We start from the raw sequence: 19,327 nt of genomic DNA, 5'->3' as shown, positions 1-19,327 counted from the left end.
AGCACCCCACACAACAAACAGGCACAAAGGAAGACAGATCTATTCTTCATGCGATCAATTCGATACTCCGCTTCCAGCACTCGACGCTTTCACTGGCAACTTAAACACCAGACTTCGCCGTCACTCTGGCCACACAACAGCAGAAATCAGAGCAGCAAAAATAAATCCGCCACATTAAACCTTAGCCCATTCCAAAATAACTCTTCATATGTGCAGTAAGCCCCGCCATATCTTCATATGCCTGCTTTCCGAAGCCAGGATCATTTTTAGCCAGAAACTGCTTCGCAGTTTCATCGTCCCGATTCGCCTGCTCCTCCACATCAAACAAACGTTGAGGAGCAATAACCCAACTATGTCGCCCATCCTCCCTGCCCTCGCCGATCATTGTCCACTTCAAATTCCCCCGATAGATATCCACGCACCTAATCAACTCAGTAACAACCGCAACATCCTCTTTAACGAAGCGAAAACAAACTGAGGGAGGATATTCAATCTGACTCCTGAGAGACAACCCCGCATGTGTTTTTACAACATACGTACTGGTAGACCCTTTACGCCACTCGGTCTCTCCCAAATACTCAACAATATCTAAAATCTGGCGCCCTTCATGCGTTGCACTCACACCCATCACCTAACCCTTTCAATTGCCCCGAGTTATTTTCTCCGTCGTTACTTATTAATTCAATGTATTTTCCCCAACCACCTTTTGGCATCAAACATTCAGGAAGCCGTACAAAAGCGGACAAACTCAGCCCCACAACATATAGCGACTACTTGAAAGGCACGAAACGATAAGGAGATCCTCCTCCACTGGGGAAGTCCTCCGGCAAGAGTCGTGAGTGGATCTCACTTCTGAGCAGCTTACATAAAAACTCAACACAACCACAGGCGATTAGATCTTCCTCCCCCTGGTCCACACTATGAAGCGCAACGGACCAAGAGTCTGGTTCATCGTTAACAATCCACACCAGCGTCTCGCCATTTTCAGTGAATCCCCAAGGCCAAAACGCCCCCTGAGCTGGGTAGGCTGGCCTAGGATAGTCACTAGGGAACTCAGCTTTCATCACCGCATAAGATTCACGAAAGTAATCACCTTTATCGATATTCAGATCACTACTGCTGGAGAATGGATCGATTACCCATAAAAAATCGTCTATGCACCCCGCCCCAAAACGCTCGATGTAAGCCTTGTAGTCAGCAGGCAATCGGATGCCATGGTCATTTTCCACTCTTGCCCAGTCAGGGTTCGAGTAGGCAGGAGAAGCCGGTGGAGGCAACAGCTTCATTAGGTCGGCAAGCATTACTTGATTCCATTGATGCTAGGGCTGGATATATCCACATTGTAAACCGATGGAGTCTCGAGCGGTCAACGTCACGCCAGTCAGCATTAGGTTGCTGCCTGAGTAGATAAGAATAGCCCAATAGTTTACCGACTCTCCAGCTAGAACGGCTGGTCGTATCTGCCGCACGAACTGAGCCAAGTATAAAATGGTACGATAAAAGGGGACAAATTCACCCCCCTACTCTAACTTCTATCCCCCCTGCATGACCGCTAGACACCTTCATCTAAAGGGATCGAAATTAGAGTAGAAAAAATAGACCTGCCACTTTCCGGTCTTTGTCCAGCGAGGCACCTGCGACCTTTCACTTTCAGACAGTCATAATAAGTTTCTTCCAGTCTAAGAGCGCCTTCTCAAAATCATTAATACTCAAAACAAAACAACAGCCTTCATCACATAGCGAATATATCTTTGCAACTTGACCCTTGAGCTCCACCCCCCAAGTATCACGACTCCAATCGCAACCACCAATAGTTCCAGACCTTACCAAGCCGATTCTAGATAGCCCTTCATCCAGCCAAGCCATGGTGCTTTCATATTTTTGTCCGCCATGATCAGTCAGCAAGCACGCTAAGAAATCTATTCCATCACGACCGAGCACATCAGACCGACAGCCTGGCTCGCGGTCGCTACCTTCGCCACTCCAGAAGAAGACTATTTCCATATAAGCCTAGTATCCATCAGTAAAAAAGCACCAGTAAAGGGGACAGATTTATTTTCCCCACTCTAATTTTTACTGCCCCTGCATGACTACCAGGACCGAAATTAGAGCAGGGAAAATAAATCCGTCCCCTTTTTCCTTTTTACACCATTAAATCATGCCAATATTTCGCAACACTCCCTCACTTACAAATTCTAACCCACCAGCGTCCACCTTGGATCCGTCTATGTAATGGGAATGACCACAGACGTCACATTGGTAAGCCAGTAACCCGTTATGCCTACCTATAAAGACGCGCAGCCCAGTAGACTCACACCTAGGGCATTGTTTATCAACTTCAACAGTTATCAAGGCCTCGATTGTATCGCGTAGAAACCGCGCTATAGACTCAACGTCCTTAGCCTGATGTCCCAGAATGACCTTTTTGAAACGTGTTATATCACTAGGTAAAAATGACGAATAATCAACAGGCATCAAACTTTCATTTACATCTGAAAGCTCATCGACTCCATAACTCAAAAACGGCACAACAGTAAAATACTTATAATTACCTCTGACCCACAAAAGAATAACCCCAAGAACATCTCTTAACGATGACTCTTCACTAAGCAGCATCACAGCCAACTGAAGCTCACGCCACACATGCACAGGGAGAGACCTCATTAGTTCATCACCTTAACCGGGAAGGTACTTATCAAGTTACCGGCTTTATCAGAGAACACCTTTATCACTAAAGTAGCGCAAAGGGGACAGGTTTATTTTCTATACTCTAGACTCCACCTTCCCTGCATGACTGCTCGCCCCCTTCTCTACTACAGAATCGAAACAAGAGCAGGAAAAATAAATCTGTCCCCTTTTTCGTTCGTTAGCACACCTAAAAGCATTCGTATCGGGAAATCCCCAACACGCAGCAGCGGCAATCTAAATTTGCTCACACCTGTGCCGGGACAGGTATATAAACAGCCTCCACCATTGCACTTTTGCCATTCTCCAAATCTGGAACATAGAGCCCTATTTCGAGACCATCTGTCAGTAATTTCAAACCGGAGCCATCGTCCTCGAACTCATAATTGACATGGATCCGTTGGAGAAATTGCTCTAGCAAATCGACCGAAACCCCGAGAAGTGCCTGCCCCTTAAAGTTCAACGATGCTTCAGGATAGTAAAGTTGCACTCCGCTCAAGATATCGTGCTGGTCATACCATGACTTCATCAGGACGTCACCAAAGACATCCGTCGAGCTTTCGGAGAAAGCAGTCTTGGCAAACACCTTGTAGGGGAGCTGTAACTTGGCCCTGACTTTATCACGCCCTCGCACCCCAGCAAATATATCAAGCCCATCTTTTGAACTATACGTAAAATTCAAGCCATCACCTTTCGATGAAACCATTTGAGTCTAGTGCGCCCGCACACTTTAACATCCGCTCGATCACCGCATCTTATTTGCTGCCAAAACGAGAGCGAATGTCACCCACCTCCATCTGCAACAAAAGGGAATAGATTTATTCTCTCGACTCTAACTTTCACCGACCCTGCATGACTACCAGCCCCCTTCATCCAAAGACACCGAAATTAGAGCAGGAAAAAATCCGTCCCCTTTTCCCCGCCCCTCCCCCTTTGCGCCATCAAGTTTTTACTAGAACGAATTCCAAAAAAACATCAGAACCTGAAATCGTGTCAAGAAAATATCTGGCTGACTTTCTCGACGCAGCAGGAAATCTCTTTCCGGCGGATACCGCCAAGGAAGAAAAGTCTGCAATACAATCTAAGTCAGGAATTCTTTTATACCCTACAACTTTAAACCCCTCAATACCGAGTACAGCCGCATCGTGCACCTCACAAAAATCCAGCAACTTACGTCCATCTTCTAAATTGAATAGAGGTGTATCACCCCACATCCTAGTAGGCTCTGCACCCACAAACATGAACTCCTGCATCTCTAATCCCACGCAAAAGCGCAAAAGAGGACAGATTTATTTTCTATACTCTAGTTTCGACCTGCCCTGCATGACTGTTCGACCCCTCCTCCACTACAGAATCGAAACTAGAGCAGGAAAAATAAATCTGTCCCCTTTTTCCCGCTTTCCCCGGTCCCCTTCCCCCCTCTGTACGAATTCCGCCCCCACCAACGTCAAATGCTTGCCCAGCTTTAAGGGGGCATCGATCGTATACGCCCCTGCACGAGACCGATGCTGATTCAAGTCTATGCGGAACGACTATTCATAAACTTTCGACGCGCACAATATTTTTGCAAAAGTACTCCAGCCAGGGCTAACAACATCATTATCGCCAGAATTTTTTGCATACATCTCCATTGACCTAATCCAGGCTTCCATTGCACCCAAAAATCTTTCTAAGTCCGGATTCTCCCAGTCATCGGGATTAAGCACCAGCCCCTCTCTTAACTCTCCAACAAAATCAGCAAGGTCTTCTTTTGTCTGTATATCTCTAACTCGCTCAAAGCTCATATGAACCTCACTTACAAATACCTCGAACACAGATAACCGACCCATTATTTGGCGTGGTCATCTTCCATCCTTCCTTGGCTACCTCCGCTGGCGTAGCCGGAACAATTTTGATTGGAACGCCCGCCTCAGATGCAGCAAGCAATCGTCTATTATCCAAGCTATAGACAACTCCATCCTTCTCAAATACACGGATAGGAGGCAGGTCATCTGGAGATATTTTTCCTGACTTCAACCCATCGATTGTTGACTGCAGAGTTTTGCCATCCTTGGAGTTATTCGAAACACTATCTTGCGTGAAGCGGATATCTTTCGGATTCGCATAACCGGTCAGGTTTTCTGGTAGCGCAGATGGCAGCTTTTGGCCCGCAGCTCCTCCTCCTTTTGTACCATCTTTGACACCCTTCCCGCCCCCTGGCAACTCCACAGGAGTAGTCGTTGGCTTTTTGGCCTCATGCCCACCACTCCCTTTGCGCCCCGAGGCAACACCCAGAATCATGCTGCTGATGAGCTTGCCGCCCCCCACCAGGAATTTGTCGCTGTCAGACTCCCCATTCAGGACAACACCGCCGCCTTCCATATGCTCAGCAAGCATCGTGCCGACTCGGGTCATGGCAAGGTCGTACTGTTCATTGAGGTCTTGACCGAGCTCCGTCTGCCCAATCGCTGTCGACACCGCCAGCTGTATAACCGCCTTGGGCCCCTGGATCATCGCCAGAGCCAGCGCCAGTTTCTGACCTCGCTCCGGGTCTGTCCCCTTTTTCCCCAAGGTCGGCGTCAGGGTGTCAGATCAAGCCTGAGACTTCTACAGATAAAGCAACACCGGTACATGACCGGCGTTAGATAAACAATCTTATTAATTAGGATTGGTAATCATCAAACTCCCAGGCAAATACCTTCCCCAGCTTTATCACGATAGTTTCCCAGCCATCCCCCTCGCAGCGACTCACATACTCATGAATTAACCCATTAATAGTCGAATAATCATATTCTCGAACAATTAATAGACCTCTCCCCCAACGAGGCTCCCACATCGTCTCTTCCAACCACTTTGGAGTGCAGATGAAAAGCTCAAAATCATCTGCCCCTTGTGTAATATCAAGCCCAATTCGAATACGAAGACTCAAAGAAAAGTTGTCTACATCCTCAGGAACGTAGGTCTCGACATCAAATAAATCATTAGAAATACCTTTTATAACAGCACGCATCATTCCTCCTAGTCAGTCACATTCAGATGGCCGTTACTTACTTTTACGCGCTGACCTGTTACCGGGTTGATGTTGTACATTTCAAAATTGGCCTGCACGCCTGTCGTTGCAAAAGATGAATCTTTTGGTGTTGGCGGCCTATATACACGAGTGCCGTCTGCGCTAATCAAACCAAGCCCATCACTTGTTTTTGTTGCACCATCTCCAACCCAGGTTTTACCCAACTGATTAGCTTCGGAAGATGTACCTTGACCTATAGAGAAGTTCGGATTTTTCGTTCCACTGCCGTTCACAGCTGCAGCTAATCTTGAGTCCTGAGCCGCAATATTGCTCAGATTTTCTTGTATCAGTTGATCCTTCAGCTTTGGATACAAGGCTGCATTTTCAGCGCCGGAGCTAGCAGCTCCCCCTTTTTTACCATCTATGACATCTTTCCCGCCCCCTGGCAACTCCACAGGAGTAGTCGTTGGCTTTTTGGCCTCATGCCCACCACTCCCTTTGCGCCCCGAGGCAACACCCAGAATCATGCTGCTGATGAGCTTGCCGCCCCCCACCAGAAACTTGTCGCTGTCAGACTCCCCATTCAGGACAACACCGCCGCCTTCCATGTGCTCGGCAAGCATCGTGCCGACTCGGGTCATGGCACGGTCGTACTGTTCATTGAGGTCTTGACCGAGCTCCGTCTGCCCAATCGCTGTCGACACCGCCAGCTGTATAACCGCCTTGGGCCCCTGGATCATCGCCAGAGCCAGAGCCAGTTTCTGACCTCGCTCCGGGTCTGCATCCAGATACTCATTGATTTGCGAGCTATAGGTCAGCGCCATCTGCACCGGACCACGACGTTCAGTGATCGGCGTAGGGTCAAGCTCAATCGCCCCCCACAGACGGGCAAGCTCGTTCGTCGACTCCTCGTGCTTATCGAACACATGTTCGATCTGGTTAAGGCGTGCCAGCACCTCCTGCTGGAAACTCGGCGTGCGCATGAGCGCCTTGGCTTCATCAGGCTTGAAGTTCGCCATCAGCAGGGCTTCATAGGTGTCCTCTGCGAGCTTCACCCCGCCAATGGCCACGGCACCTGCATCCAACTGACGCCCTTGAAGGCGCTCGAAGCGATTGACCAGAACATTGACGACATTGCCGGCCTGCTCGAGGTTCTTCAGCGCAGTCTTGTCATAGTTGCGAAGCTCGTTGGACCACCTGTTCACCGTGGCTACTGGATGAAGCGCATCGTTGACCGCCGTGTCACTGATGTAGAGGTCGGTGCGCGACTCGTGGTCTCGAGTGATCTGGTAAGCCTTGTCCAGGTCCCGATTCAGACCGACCGTGGAGTCCTGGCCGGTGGCGGCATCCCCGCGCACTGTGATGTCGCCGGCACCAACGGTGGCACGGACAATCTGCTCGCGGTCTTTCTCGTACTCCCAGCCACTGACGGTTGCACTCTTCTCGTCCTTGGCATTCTTGACCGGCTTCCAGCTGCCACCGACATTCAGGTAATAACCATGCTCCTGGTCCTTGCCCGCGATATCACGGTGCCCCAACGTGCCGGTGTCGAGCTTGAGGTTGCCGTTGTCGGAGGCGATCAAGGCACCATCGAGCTGGGTGTGGTTTTCGGTACGGATATCGACCTTGTCCCGAGCGCTGATGCGGGTCTGGTTCTCCACCCACTCGGTTTCACCCGTGGTCTTGCCTTTGCCGACCGAGCCACTGATACCCGAGCCCGGGCCGATGGTGACGGTGGCACTCAGGTCGAACTCCTTGCCCTTGACCTTGCCGGTGTCAATGGCCGAGGCCACGTTCAGGTCGCCCCCCACACGGCCGATGACTTCGTCCCCGCGCACCTGGGCACCCTGGATGTTGGTGTCCTTGCCGCTGCTGAACTTCAGCTGGTCGCCCGCGTAGACATAGGCCTCCTGGTGACGCTGGGCATCGCGCTCCAGCGCGCCCTTGCCAAGGTTGACGCTGGCATAGATACCTACCCCTTCCGAGCCGAACGCCAGGCCGACTTCACCTCCGCCGCTGCGGCGGTTCTGCTCGTAGTGCGAGTCGTTCTGCGCAGCGCGGATGTTCAGGTCATTGCCTGCGGCCAGGTCGATGTCACGCCCGGCCTTGACCTGCGAACCGACGATGTTCAGGTCGTGGCTGGCGTCGAGCTTGATATCGCGCCCCGCCTCGAGCTGACTCGGCGTCGAGTTGCCCTGGGTGCCATCGGCACCCGCAGTACCGTGACTGCCACCAATACCAACTTTGAAGCCACCGCTGGTACCGCCGTGGATGCCCCCCCAGCTCTGCGACCGGTTGCTTTCCTGGCTGCTGCTGCCCTTGGCCACATCGATGTTGATATCGCGCGCCTTGACGTCGATATCCCGCCCGGCCTGCACCTGGCTGCCCTTGATATTGACGTCGTTGCCCGCCTGTAGCTTCACATCGTTGCCAGCGTCCAGCGTCGAGGGACGGTTGTTCTGTTCGACACTTTGCTGGCTGCTGGTCTGCTTGCTGCTGCCGATCTTGCCGTCACCGGTCGGGCCGGCGAGGAATTGACTGATCGCATCCAGGGTCTGCAGGGCGCTGGAGCCCTTGCTCACCCCATTCTCGCCCTTGCCGGTGTTGCTCAGCGCGTCCTTGGTCTTGCCCAGGTTATGGTTGATCGAGCCACTGATACCATGCCCCTCGTACTCACGCTCCAGTTCCTGGATACGGGTTTCGCGTCCCGCGTCGATGTTGATATCGCGACCAGCCCCCAGGCTGATGTCATGGCCGGCCACCAGGTCGGAGCCAGTCTGGTTGATGTCGCGACCGGCCTTGACATCCAGATCCTGCCCGGCCTGGATGCGACTACCCGCAGCCAGCTGCTCGCGCAGACGGTCCTTGGCCTTCTCCTTCTCGACACCGGCGAAGAAGTTCATGCCGTTGTCGTCACTGTCGAAACGCAGGCCTGTCTTGCTCGAACTCGACCAGTGCGAGTTGTCGCTCTGGTTCTGCGCGGCGCTGACATTGACATCGCGCCCGGCGTTGAGGCTGACGTTGCGTCCGGCGCTGACGCCGCTACCCAGCACGTTGATATCGCGGGCCGCCTGCAGGGTGGCGTCACGCTCTCCACTCACCTGACTGCCGACGCTGGTGCTGCTGCGAGCCTCCTGCCCGGAAGCCTTGGCCGAACCGATCGACACCGATGGCAGGACCGTGCCCGGTGCGATCGGCATCATCAGCGCTGCCGGGTTCAGGATGATCTCGGGGGAAAGCGACAGTTTGAACTTCTTCTTGTATTCCTCCGACCGGCTATAGGCCGTGTCATTGGCCGATACCAGGTTGATGTCACCCGCCTTGTCGATCAACCCCGCACGCAGCTCGACGTCCTTGCCGGCATTGGCCTCACTGGCGCGCAGGCGCACATCGCTGCCTGCGGCGATAACGATGTCGTTACCCGCATCCAGCTTGCTGCCGACCTGCGTGGCGTGGGTCTGCAGCTGGCTCTTGCCGCTCTTCGAAAGGCCCAGGAAGCCGGACTTGGTCTTCTTGCTGTACTCGCCGTGCTCCTCGACGCCGGACAGCACCGCCACATCGCCGGTGGCACCGAGCATGACATCGCCGCCGGCCTTGAGCTGGCTGCCGATCACCGAGACATCGCGGCCACCGTCCAGGGCAATGCCGCCGCCGTCCTTCTTGCTGACGTTGACCGTGAGGTCGCCACCGGCCTCGATCACCGAGGCGACGTTGGTGCTGTGGTAGCTCTCCTGCTGCTTGGAGCTGCCGCGACCGAACGACCCCTTGCTCTTCTTCAGGTAGTACGAAGCGCTTTCGTTCTGCTCGGAGGCGATGGTCAAGTCGCGCTCGGCGTCGATGTCGACAGCGCCCTTGCCCTTGACCTGGCTGGCGACGATGGCCATGTCCTGGCCGGCAGACAGCGACACGTCACCACCGGCCTTGACCGTGGTCGAGACCTGGGTGACCTGGTCATTGGACTGGGTGACCTTCTTGCTGCGGCTGAAGCTGTGGGCTTCGTTGGCGGCGGAGGTCAGGTTCAGGTCCTCGCCGGCGGCCAGGGTAAGGTTGCGGCCCGCGTCGATCTGGCTGGCCACGGCGGTGAGGTCGCGGCCGGCGCCGAGGCTCAGGTCGCGGCCGGCGCTGACCGTGGCGCCGTGCTGCTGCACCGTGCTGCTGCGCTGGCGATCGGTGTAGAAGCCTTGACGTTCCTCGACCGACAGCAGGCTCACATCACGACCGGCACTGAGCGACAGGTCGCCGCCGCTCTGGATCACGCTGGCGACGTTCTTGATGTCCTGCCCGGCCTTGAGGCTGAGGCTGTTGCCGGCCTCGATACGCGCGGCGCTTTCAAGATAATCCTTCTGCTCACGCACGCTGCCGTAAACGATGTCCGTGCGCGTGAGATCGCGTCGGTTGATCAGGTCACCGTTGATGGCGGTCAGGCTGACGTCACGACCGGAGACGATGCCACCGGCACTGTTGACCAGGCTGTTGCCGGCCAGCAGGTCCAGGCGCTCGCCGGCCTGGACCAGGCCGGTGTTGGTCAGGTCCTTGCCGGCGGTGGCGCTGAGGTTGCGCGAGGCACGCAGCGTGCCTACGTTGTCGAGATTCTCCCCGGCGATCAACTGGACGTCCTGCCCCGCGATCAGCGCACCGTCAGGCGCCAGTCGGCCATTGGCATGGGCCAGGTACAGCACTGGCGCAAGTACCTGCTCACCATTGATCTCGCGTGCTTCGAGCCAGACGATGTCGTGGGTCAACGCCGCGACCTGGGCGGAGGTCAAACCGACACCCAGGCTCAGGTTGAGCTGGTCTTTGCTGCGGATGGCATTGTCCATCAGGTGCTTGTACAGCTGCTCGCCGGAGGTCTGGCCATCGATGAACTGCTGGCCGGTGCGAGCCACCACCGCCTGCTGGATCAGGCGTTGCTCGTAAAAGCCGTCACCCAGACGCTTCCAGCTCTTGTCCGGATCGAAGCCCAGGTTGCCAAGCAGGTAATCGGAGCTCATGAACTGCTTGAGGTCGGTCAGCACCGGATTGGTTTCGATCAGATACTTGTGCGGCTTGCTCGTGTACTGGCTATCCGGCAGGCGAGTGACACCCGCAATCCAGGGGCGAGCGCCGATACCCGGCTCCTGCGCCACCAGCTCGGCGGCCTGCGCACCTACGCTCGGTGGGGGAACGTAGCTATCCACGGCCTCGCCCGCAGGCGCATTGACCCCGATGACACTGGCCTTGGCAGCCGACTCGACACGCTGGTGGGCAACGCGATCGATTGCCTGCTCACTTCCTCTGGACGCGGACGCATCCATTGCCTGGATCGAGCCCGGTCGGGAACTGGCCAGCACCTCACGCTCATGCGAGGTGACAGTGGCGTTGCCCAATGTCCAGCGCTGGGCGGTGCCAGTGGCTGCATCGCTGCCTTTGCCACTCAGGCGGAACAGGCCATTCTGCCCGGCTGGCAGGCTGAAGCCTGGCAGGGTGGTGGGATCGACCTGTCGCTGGGCCAGATCAGGTGGCAACTGCGCATTCAGGTTGACCACCGTGGGCTGCGTCACGCTGGATACCTGGGTATCGAACGAGCGATTGCTGGTAGCCGCTGCCGCCCTGTTCACAACGATATTGCTGATGCTGCCTGCGGCAGTGAGCTTGGCCGTCCCGGCGGCCTGGATGACCGCTGGAGCGATGAACTTCTGATCCGGCTGGACCACGGGCTCTGCATCGATGCCGTAAAATACCCCGGGGTCGAACTTCGCGACCAATGTGTTGAAGGCGGCTTCGTCGAACGGCCCGGAACGTGGGTGGGCCTGGTTGTAGGCGTTTACTTCGTTGATCAACTGGAAGAAATAGCCCGTGGGAACCTTGACCCCAGGCCCCACTTCCCTTGCAACGGTTCCCGACCTGGAACGCTCGCCCTCGTTGTCAATGCTGCCGGCAGTGATGGTGAGATCGTTGGCCGCCGAGATGACGCTTCGAGCATTGAGCACACTGCCTGCGCCAATGGTCAGGTCACGCCCGGAAACCAGGGTTGCCGTGGGCGAGTCCTCGTGAATCACGGTCTCGAGGGTCTTGTAGATATGCACCGGGCCCCTCACCCACCGCGATCCCTTGCAATGCTGGACGCAGTAGATGGTCATGTAGCCATCGGTGATCTGGTGGCTGGCCCTGAACTTGTCGCGTTTGTTGACGAAACTGGATGCCTGCAGGTTGATGTCACCGGCCGCCTCGACAGTCCCGGAGCTGTTGAGGAAGGTTGCCGCAGTGCTGCCCGCGGTGACGCCGGCAACCAGCAGATTGCCCAGGCTGTACACATCCGCGTAGCGATTGCTGAAATCGGCGGTGCTAATCGTCATGTCCCGCCCACTGAATAGGAAGCCTCGACTTCCGTCGGCAGCCTGGTCGTTGTGGACGGACTGGGCGATCAAGTTCAGGTTGCGTGAAGCGGCCAATGCACCGTAGTTCGACAGGCTGCCCGCGTTGATCGTCAGGTCATTGGCCGCCGACAAGCGCCCAAGGTTGCTCAGCTGGTTGCCGACGTTGACCACAATGCTGTCGCCACCCGCGATGCTTGTGGCGGTGCCCAGGCTCATCTGCGCCGCAGTCAGGGTCATGTTCCCCAGGCTGGTCAATCGGCCGTTGCCCGAATAGGCACCACCCAAGGTCAGGTTCAATGTGCCATCGCTGGCAATCAACCCGTCATTGAGCCAGTTGCCGCCCGTGCCCAGCAACGCCTTGGTCGCCAGCAACTGCCCGCTCGAGGTCTGGCTGAAGTTGTTGACATTGAGGTTGAGCGTGCCGGCTTGCAGCACGCTGCTGTTGACCCAGCTGTCGGCACTGAGATTCAGGGTGCCATGCGTCAACAGGCGACCTCCCGCCGCCATGACCTGCTGGCTGCTGACACCGAAATCGCCATTGCCGACGTGTGCGATGCTGCCCCCGGTGTTCACCAGATCGCCGATGACCAGGGCAAGATCGGTGTTGGCGGTTTCTACGGTTCCGTTTCGGTTATCCAGCACCCCGCCAATCTGGAATCGCGTTGTGCCGCTGTTGCCCAGGGCACGCAGTTTCCCCGCCTGGTTGTCCAGGCTGGCGGCTGCGATGGCCAGGGTGCTGGCGCTTTCGATGATGCCGCCGCGGTTGTCCAGGGCGCTGCTCAGTCCGATGTCGATACGCTGGCCGACCATCTCGCCGCGCGCGTCGCCACCGTTGAGCAGGTTGGTGCCGGTGACCTTGAGCAGGCCACTGGCGGAGATGCCGCCGTCACGGTTGTCCAACTGCCCGGTGCGAATCAGCGCATCACCGCCCAGCGCCGCGATGCGCCCGCCGTGGTTGTCCAGATTGGCGCTCTGCAGATCGAGGCCCAGTGCCTGGAGAACGCCGCGCTGGCCATTGGCGTCGCTGCCGTTACGCAACACACCGGTGGTGCGCACGCCCAGCGACTGCTTGAGGCTGGCAAGGATGCCGCCGCGGTTGTCGAGGGTATCGGCGGTCACGCTCAGTACGCCTTCCTGGGCGATCAGCTTGCCGCCCTGGTTGTCGAGCACGCCGTTGGCCTGCACGGTGAGCGCACCCTTGGCCTGCACGGTGCCCTTGGCGTTGTTCAAACTCGCCGCCTGCAGGCCTACGTCGCCCTGCTGGCTGTAGATCAGGCCATCGCCCGTGTTGCTGAGCGCCCCGCTGCTGTTGAGCACGAGCGCGCCATTGGCGGCCAGGGTGCCGCGCTGGCTGTTGTCGATGCTGCCGGCCAGCACCTTGAGCAGGCCCTGGCTGGCGATCTGGCCAGCCTGGTTGTCGACCAGCCCGGCGCGCTGGATCAGCAGGTCCTTGCCGGCGAACAGCGTGCCCTTGCGGTTGAGAAAATCGCCGAGCAGGTCGAGGGTCAGGGCCCCCTGGGCCGCGAGGTTGCCGTCGTTGTTGTTCAGGCTCGCGGCGTTCAGGCCCAGGTCCTGGCGGGTGGCCACGCGACCGCCGTGGTTGTCGAGGGAACCTGCGCTGATGACCAGCTTTTCACCGGCATCGATCAGGCCGCCCTCGTGGTTGTCCAGGGCCGCCGTGATGGTCAGCTGCTGGCCGCTGCCGCTGGACAGGATGCCCTTGGCGCTGTTGTCCAGGCTGTCGGCCTTGACCTCCAGGCGCTGCTGGGCGACCAGCGCGCCGCCGTCACTGTTGCGCAGGGCGCCGGCCACGGTCGCCTGCACGGCGCCGGAACGGCTCGACAGGGTGCCTTGCTGGCGGTTGTCCAGGCTCTGGCCGGTAACGGTCAGCCCCTGCCAGCCCGAAACCAGGCCGTTGCGGTTGTCGATGGCGCCGCTGGTGATGCTCAGCGTCTGTTCACTGATCAGCTTGCCGTCACGGTTGTCCAGCTCGCTGACATCCAGGCGCAGGGCCTGGGCGGTGGAGATCTCGCCACCCTGGTTGACGAGCTTGGCCAGGTTGGCGAGGGTCAGTGGACCGGCGGTGGTGATCAGGCCGGCGCCGTTGTCGAGGTCGGCGCCGAGCAGGTCCAGTGCAAGGCTGCTGCCAAGCAGTTTGCCGCCGTGGTTGTCCAGGCCCTTGCTGGTGAGTGTGAGCGCGTCCTTGGCTTCGATTCGGCCACCGTCGCGGTTGCTCAGCAAGCCATCTACGGTCACCTGCAAGCCACTCTGGCTGCTCAGGGTGCCGCCGCTGTTGTCCAGCATTCCGGCATGAACCTCCAGCGACTGGCCACCGATCAGGCCCTTGAGGTTGTCCAGGCGCTGGCTGATCCGCAGCAGCAGGCGCTGGTCACTGAGCAAGCGGCCATTGCTGGTGTCCAGTTGCTCGGCAGCGAGGGTGAACGCTTGCGCGCTGGAAATCTCGCCGCCCTGGTTGGCCACGGTCTTGAGATTGTTCAGCAGCAGCGACGGCGCGTTGATCAAGCCGCCGCGGTTGTCCAGGTGGCTATGGCCCAGGTCGAGCTTCACCGAAGTGTCGCTGAACAGCTTGCCGCCCTGCTGGTCGAGGCCGGTAACCGTCGCACTGAGAGCTTCGCGGCTGCCCACGCGGCCGCCGTCGCGGTTGTCCAGCTGGCCGGCGTGCAGGTCGAGGGTGCGGTTGCTGCTGATACTGCCCTGGCGGCTGTTGTCCAGGTGGCCGGTGGTAATGGTCAGCGCGCCCTTGCTGGCAATAACGCCCTTGTCGGTGTTGTCCAGGCTGGCGCTGGCCAGGGTAATGTCGCCATCGCTCAGCAACTCGCCACGCTGGTTGAGCAGCGCGCCCGTCGTGGTCAGCTTCAGGCTGCCGGCACTGTTCAGTTTTCCGGTGCCGTTGTCCAGGCTTTGCGCGGCCATCACCAGCTGGCCCTCGGCGCTGATCAGGCCGAGGCGGTTGAGCGCCGCGCCGGTCAACGTCAGGGTCATGTCCCGCTGGCTGGTCAGGCGGCCACCGTCGTTGTCCAGGGTCAGACCGGTCAGGGTCAGGCCGGTCTGGGCCTCGATACGTGCCTTGTTGCGGTTGAGCAGTGCCTGCAAGGCGAGGGTCATGCCGGTGCCGGCGACCAGCAGGCCGCCGTCGCTGTTGTCCAGCGAGGTGCCGGTCACGCCGACGGCGGCCTTGCCGGTGATCTCGCCGCCACGGTTGTCGATACGATCGACGTCCAGGGTCAGCGCGCCGTTGCTGCCGAGCAGGCCCGCCTCGCGGTTGTCCAGCTCGCCGCCCTTGATCCGCAACTGCTCCAGACTGATCAGCGAACCCGCAGTGTTGAGCAATGTGCCAGCCTGGATCTCACCACGGCCTTTGCCGGAGACCTTGCCCTGGCGGTTGTCCAAAGTGCCGGCGTCGATGTTCAGGGCGGTGTCGCCCACAAGAATGCCTTGGCGGTTATCCGCGCGGGTGGCGCGCAGGTCCAGGCCCTTGGCCGAGACCAGGCCCTTGGTATTCTCCAGTACCTGGGCGATACGGACCGTCAGATCCTGGTCGCTGATCAGCTTGCCCTGGCGGTTGTCCAGCGTACCGGCGGCCAGCGTGAAGCCTTGCGGACTCACTATCTCGCCGCGCTGGTTGTCGACGCTGCCGAGATTGTTCAGCACCAGCAGCGGAGCCTTGATCAGGCCATGGTTGACCAATGCGCCCTGGCCCAGGTCGAGGGTGATCGAAGTCTTGCTCAGCAGGCGCCCGGCCTGCTGGTCGAAGCCCGTGGCGGTCAAGCTCATTGCGCCATCGCTGTCGATGCGGCTGTCTGCGCCGGCATTGTTGACCTGGCCGGCCTTGATGGTCAGGCGGTCGTTGCCAACCACGTGCCCGCTGTCGCGGTTGTCCAGCGTGCCGGTGGCGATGTCCATGGCCCCCTGGGCGCCGATCTCGCCGGCATGGTTGTCCAGGCTGGCGCTGCGCAGGTCGAGGGTGCCGTCGGCGGTGATCGACCCGCGCTGGTTGTCTACCTTGCCAGTGGTGGCCAGGGTGAGCTTGCCGGCGGCGCTCAGCTCGGCGTCGCTGTTGTCGAGGCTGGCGGCGCCGATGTCGAGATCACCCTCGCTGGTCAGCAGCCCCTTGCCGTTGTCGAGGGCCTGGCCCAGGCGCAGGCGTGCACCCTGCTCGGCGGAAACACGCCCGTCGCGGTTGTCCAGGGTCTGGCCGTCGAGGGTCAGTTGGCCCTTGCCGCGCAACAGGCCTTGGGCCTGGTTGATGACCTCGGCCACCGTCAGCGCCAGGTCGGTATCGGCCAGGACCTGGCCGCCGGTGTTGTCCAGGTGCTGGCCGGTCAGGCTCAGCGCCTTGGCCGCGGACAGTTCACCGCCACGGTTGTCGATGCTGTCCACGGTCAAGCGCATGTCCTGGCCGGCACCCAGCACGGCACCCTGGCGGTTGACCAGCGAATCGCCCTTGAGGGTCAGCTTGCCGTCGGCGGACAGCTTGCCGCCGAGCTGTTCCAGGCGCGTGACCTGCCCATCGAGATCGCCACCACTGGTCAGGCTGCCACCGCTGTTGTCCAGGTGCGCAGCGACCAAGTCCAGGTTGCCCTTCGCGCCGAAAATGCCGAGCTGGTTGAGCAGTTCGGTGCCGTTGTAGCGCACCCCGGCCTGGCCGCTGACCAGGCCCTGGTCGCGGTTGTCGAGGTGGTCAATGGTCAGCGTCATCGCGCCATCGCCCTCGATCTTGCCGCCGCGGTTGTCCCAATGCTGGCCATGCAGGGTCAGCAGGTCCTTGCCCTGCAACCGGCCACCACGGTTGTCCAACTGTCCCGCGTCGACATCAGTGGCACCCTGGCCATTCACCAGGCCCTTGGCCTGGTTGTCCAGCAGGCCGGTGACCTTGGCGGTCAGCGTGCCATCGCTGAGCAGCTTGCCCTGCTCGCGGTTGTCGAGGCTGGCGGCGTTCAGCGTCAGTGCCTTGCCGGCAGCCAGCACACCTTGGCGATTGTCCAGCGCCTGGGCGACTACCAGCTCCAACGCCCCACCCGTTACCGTACCCTCGCGGTTGTCGAGGCTGCCGGCCTTTACCTGGCCGTGGCCGGTGCTGGAGATCTCGCCGTGCTGGTTGTCGATGGCTGCGCGGGTGGTCAACACCAGGCCGGACTTGCTGGTGACCACGCCGCCCTGGTTGTGCAACGCCAGGGCCTGGATATCCAGGCCGTCGGCCGAGACCAGGCCATCCAGGTTGTCGAGCAACTGGTCGAGGCGCACGGTCAGGGCCTGCTCGCTGTAGAACTTGCCACCGGTGTTGTCGAGGCTGCGACCCGTCAGGGTGAAGGCCCTCTTGCTGGAGATCTCGCCACGCTGGTTGTCGATATCGGCCATCTGCCGCAGATGCAGCTGGTTGGCGACGATCTCGCCGTCGCGGTTGTCCAGCCGGCCATGGTTCAGGTCGAGGGTCAGCTCGGTGACGCTGCTCAGATGGCCACCTTGCTGGTCGAACCGCCCGACATTGACGCTGACCGCCTGGTTGCCGCTGATATGGCCGCCCTGGCCGTTGTTCAGGGCCTGGGCGGTCAGGTCGAGGGAGGTCTGGCTGGCGATCCGGCCGGTCCGGTTGTCGACCAGGCCCTGGCTGGTGACGGTAATACCCCGATTGGCCAGGACCTTGCCATTGCGGTTGTCCAGGCTACCGAGGTTCAGGGCCAGGGCATCGAGGCTGGACAGCTCGCCGGCCTGGTTGTCGAGGTGCGCCCAGGTGGCGTTCAGTGCCCCTTGGCTGATGATCTGGCCACGGTCGCTGTTGAGCAGTTGTCCACCGGCCAGGGTCATGCGCCCGTCCGCGACAACCTTGCCCTGCTGGCGGTTGTCCAGCGTTGCCGCGTTGATGTCGACATGGCGCCCGGCGCTGAGGCTGCCGCCCTGGTTATCCAGGCGACCGCCCGTGGTCAGCGTCAGGTCACCGCTGGCGATCAGGCGCTGGTTGCGGTTGTCCACGGCTCCGGCGTTGATCTTCAGGTCGGCATTGGCCGCGCGGCTGCCATCGGCCTGGATGCCGGCCTGGATGCCCCCAAGGTTGTTCAGTTGACCTGCCGCGTCCAGTTGCACCGAACCTGCCGCAGTCAGCCCCTGACGGTTGACCAGGTCACCACGGCTTTCCACCTGCAGTTGCTTGCCGGCATGCACCGGCCCCTGGGTTTCGATACCGGTCGCCCGGATGCGCACATCGCCCCCGGCGCTGGCCTGGGCCATGCTCAGCTGGCCATTGGCATCGAGCTGGATATCGCCACCGCTGGCGATCATCCGCCCGTCGAGGCGCACACCGACACCGGCCTCGGTGCCGACCAGCCTGACCGCGCCGGCATACATGCCGCCCAGCGCGCTGGAGTCGATCGCCAGGCTCGGCTTGGCGCTGCCGTCGTCAGCACGCGCGGTGGCCGCCAAGGTGCGGGCATCGACATCGTTGCGCCCGGCGACGATGGCCAGGTTGCGGGCCTGGATCTCGGCATTGATCTTGGTGCTGCGGGCAATCAGCTCGAAGCTGTCGACGTTGCTGGCATTGATCCCCGCGCCTTCGATGGCGATGTGGCCCTGGTCGACCTGGTAACGGGTCAGTTGGCCGTTCTCGATCACCGGCTTGCCGGTGCTCAGCGTGGCCTGTGGCGTATTGATGAAACCGCAGCCATCGCAGGTGATGCCGTGGGGGTTGGCGACGATGACATGCGCCGCATGCCCCGCGACCTCGGTGTAGCCACGCAGCTGGCTGGCGTTGGCGCCGTTGACCTCGTTGAGGATGGTGCTGGCCGCCTGGCCCTGCAGATTCTGGTTGCCAAGGATGATCCCGCCCAGCTGGGTGGCCTGGGTGCGCTCGGTGGCGTTGTTGAGGATCAGCCCCTGCTGGCCAACGTTGTAGTCGCTGAACTGGTTGTGCGACAGCCCGCTGCCGTTGGGCGCGGCGATGTTGACGATCGGCACGCCGTTGCCCGCCTGGCCGAGGCTGGTGCCCGGCCCGCTGACCACCACGCCTTCGGCGGCCTGCGCCCACAGCGGCTGCCAGAACATGGCATTGGCCAGCAGGAAGGCCAGGCCACGCTTGGGCAGCCCGCAGAAGCGCTCGCGGGGCTGAATTGCGGCCGAGCGTTGGCGGGCCAGGAAGGCAAACAGGCGAACGTCCATGTCAGGTCTCGTGAATCAGGCGGTCAGATGACAAAGTCCAGGCGCAAGTACACCGGGCATTCCTTGTCGGTCAGCATGTCGGGGCGTTTCAGGCTGTGGGCGAAGGTAGGCACGCAAGCTCGCCCCC

At 59.4% G+C, this 19,327-nt stretch carries 10 protein-coding genes; all 10 read right to left on the bottom strand.

Annotated features, from left to right (window positions below; genetic code table 11):
* Window positions 1-181: 181 nt before the first annotated feature.
* Window positions 182-622, bottom strand: coding sequence for a hypothetical protein (locus tag ACZ899_RS26470; protein WP_234562387.1), 441 nt, complete (start codon window positions 620-622; stop codon window positions 182-184).
* Between the two features lie 148 nt (window positions 623-770).
* Complete coding sequence (locus ACZ899_RS26465; RefSeq protein ID WP_186714543.1) at window positions 771-1,301, bottom strand: SMI1/KNR4 family protein; 531 nt, start codon at window positions 1,299-1,301, stop codon at window positions 771-773.
* Between the two features lie 349 nt (window positions 1,302-1,650).
* Window positions 1,651-2,004, bottom strand: a complete 354-nt coding sequence (locus ACZ899_RS26460) for a hypothetical protein (protein ID WP_234562388.1) — start codon at window positions 2,002-2,004, stop codon at window positions 1,651-1,653.
* A gap of 147 nt (window positions 2,005-2,151) precedes the next feature.
* A complete protein-coding gene (locus ACZ899_RS26455; protein ID WP_234562389.1) occupies window positions 2,152-2,664 on the bottom strand; it encodes a hypothetical protein in 513 nt (170 codons plus the stop codon).
* A gap of 268 nt (window positions 2,665-2,932) precedes the next feature.
* On the bottom strand, window positions 2,933-3,391 hold the full coding sequence (locus tag ACZ899_RS26450) for a hypothetical protein (protein ID WP_186714545.1): 459 nt from the start codon (window positions 3,389-3,391) through the stop codon (window positions 2,933-2,935).
* 235 nt (window positions 3,392-3,626) lie between these two features.
* Window positions 3,627-3,938 carry a hypothetical protein gene (locus ACZ899_RS26445; protein ID WP_186714546.1) on the bottom strand — a complete coding sequence of 104 codons (312 nt, stop codon included), beginning with the start codon at window positions 3,936-3,938 and terminating at the stop codon, window positions 3,627-3,629.
* Between the two features lie 279 nt (window positions 3,939-4,217).
* Window positions 4,218-4,469 (bottom strand): DUF7660 family protein, encoded by a 252-nt coding sequence (locus tag ACZ899_RS26440; protein WP_186714547.1) that lies wholly within the window; start codon window positions 4,467-4,469, stop codon window positions 4,218-4,220.
* Between the two features lie 7 nt (window positions 4,470-4,476).
* Window positions 4,477-5,178 (bottom strand): hypothetical protein, encoded by a 702-nt coding sequence (locus ACZ899_RS26435; protein WP_234562391.1) that lies wholly within the window; start codon window positions 5,176-5,178, stop codon window positions 4,477-4,479.
* 148 nt (window positions 5,179-5,326) lie between these two features.
* On the bottom strand, window positions 5,327-5,674 hold the full coding sequence (locus tag ACZ899_RS26430) for an immunity 8 family protein (RefSeq protein WP_186714549.1): 348 nt from the start codon (window positions 5,672-5,674) through the stop codon (window positions 5,327-5,329).
* Window positions 5,675-5,682: 8 nt separating this feature from the next.
* Window positions 5,683-19,200 (bottom strand): hemagglutinin repeat-containing protein, encoded by a 13,518-nt coding sequence (locus tag ACZ899_RS26425; RefSeq protein WP_485627985.1) that lies wholly within the window; start codon window positions 19,198-19,200, stop codon window positions 5,683-5,685.
* Window positions 19,201-19,327: the final 127 nt, after the last annotated feature.

It is taken from the genome of Pseudomonas sp. TE31087, assembly GCF_057284075.1.
The sequence above is the reverse complement of the archived record's forward strand: the minus strand, read 5'-3'. Positions and strand labels throughout refer to the sequence as shown.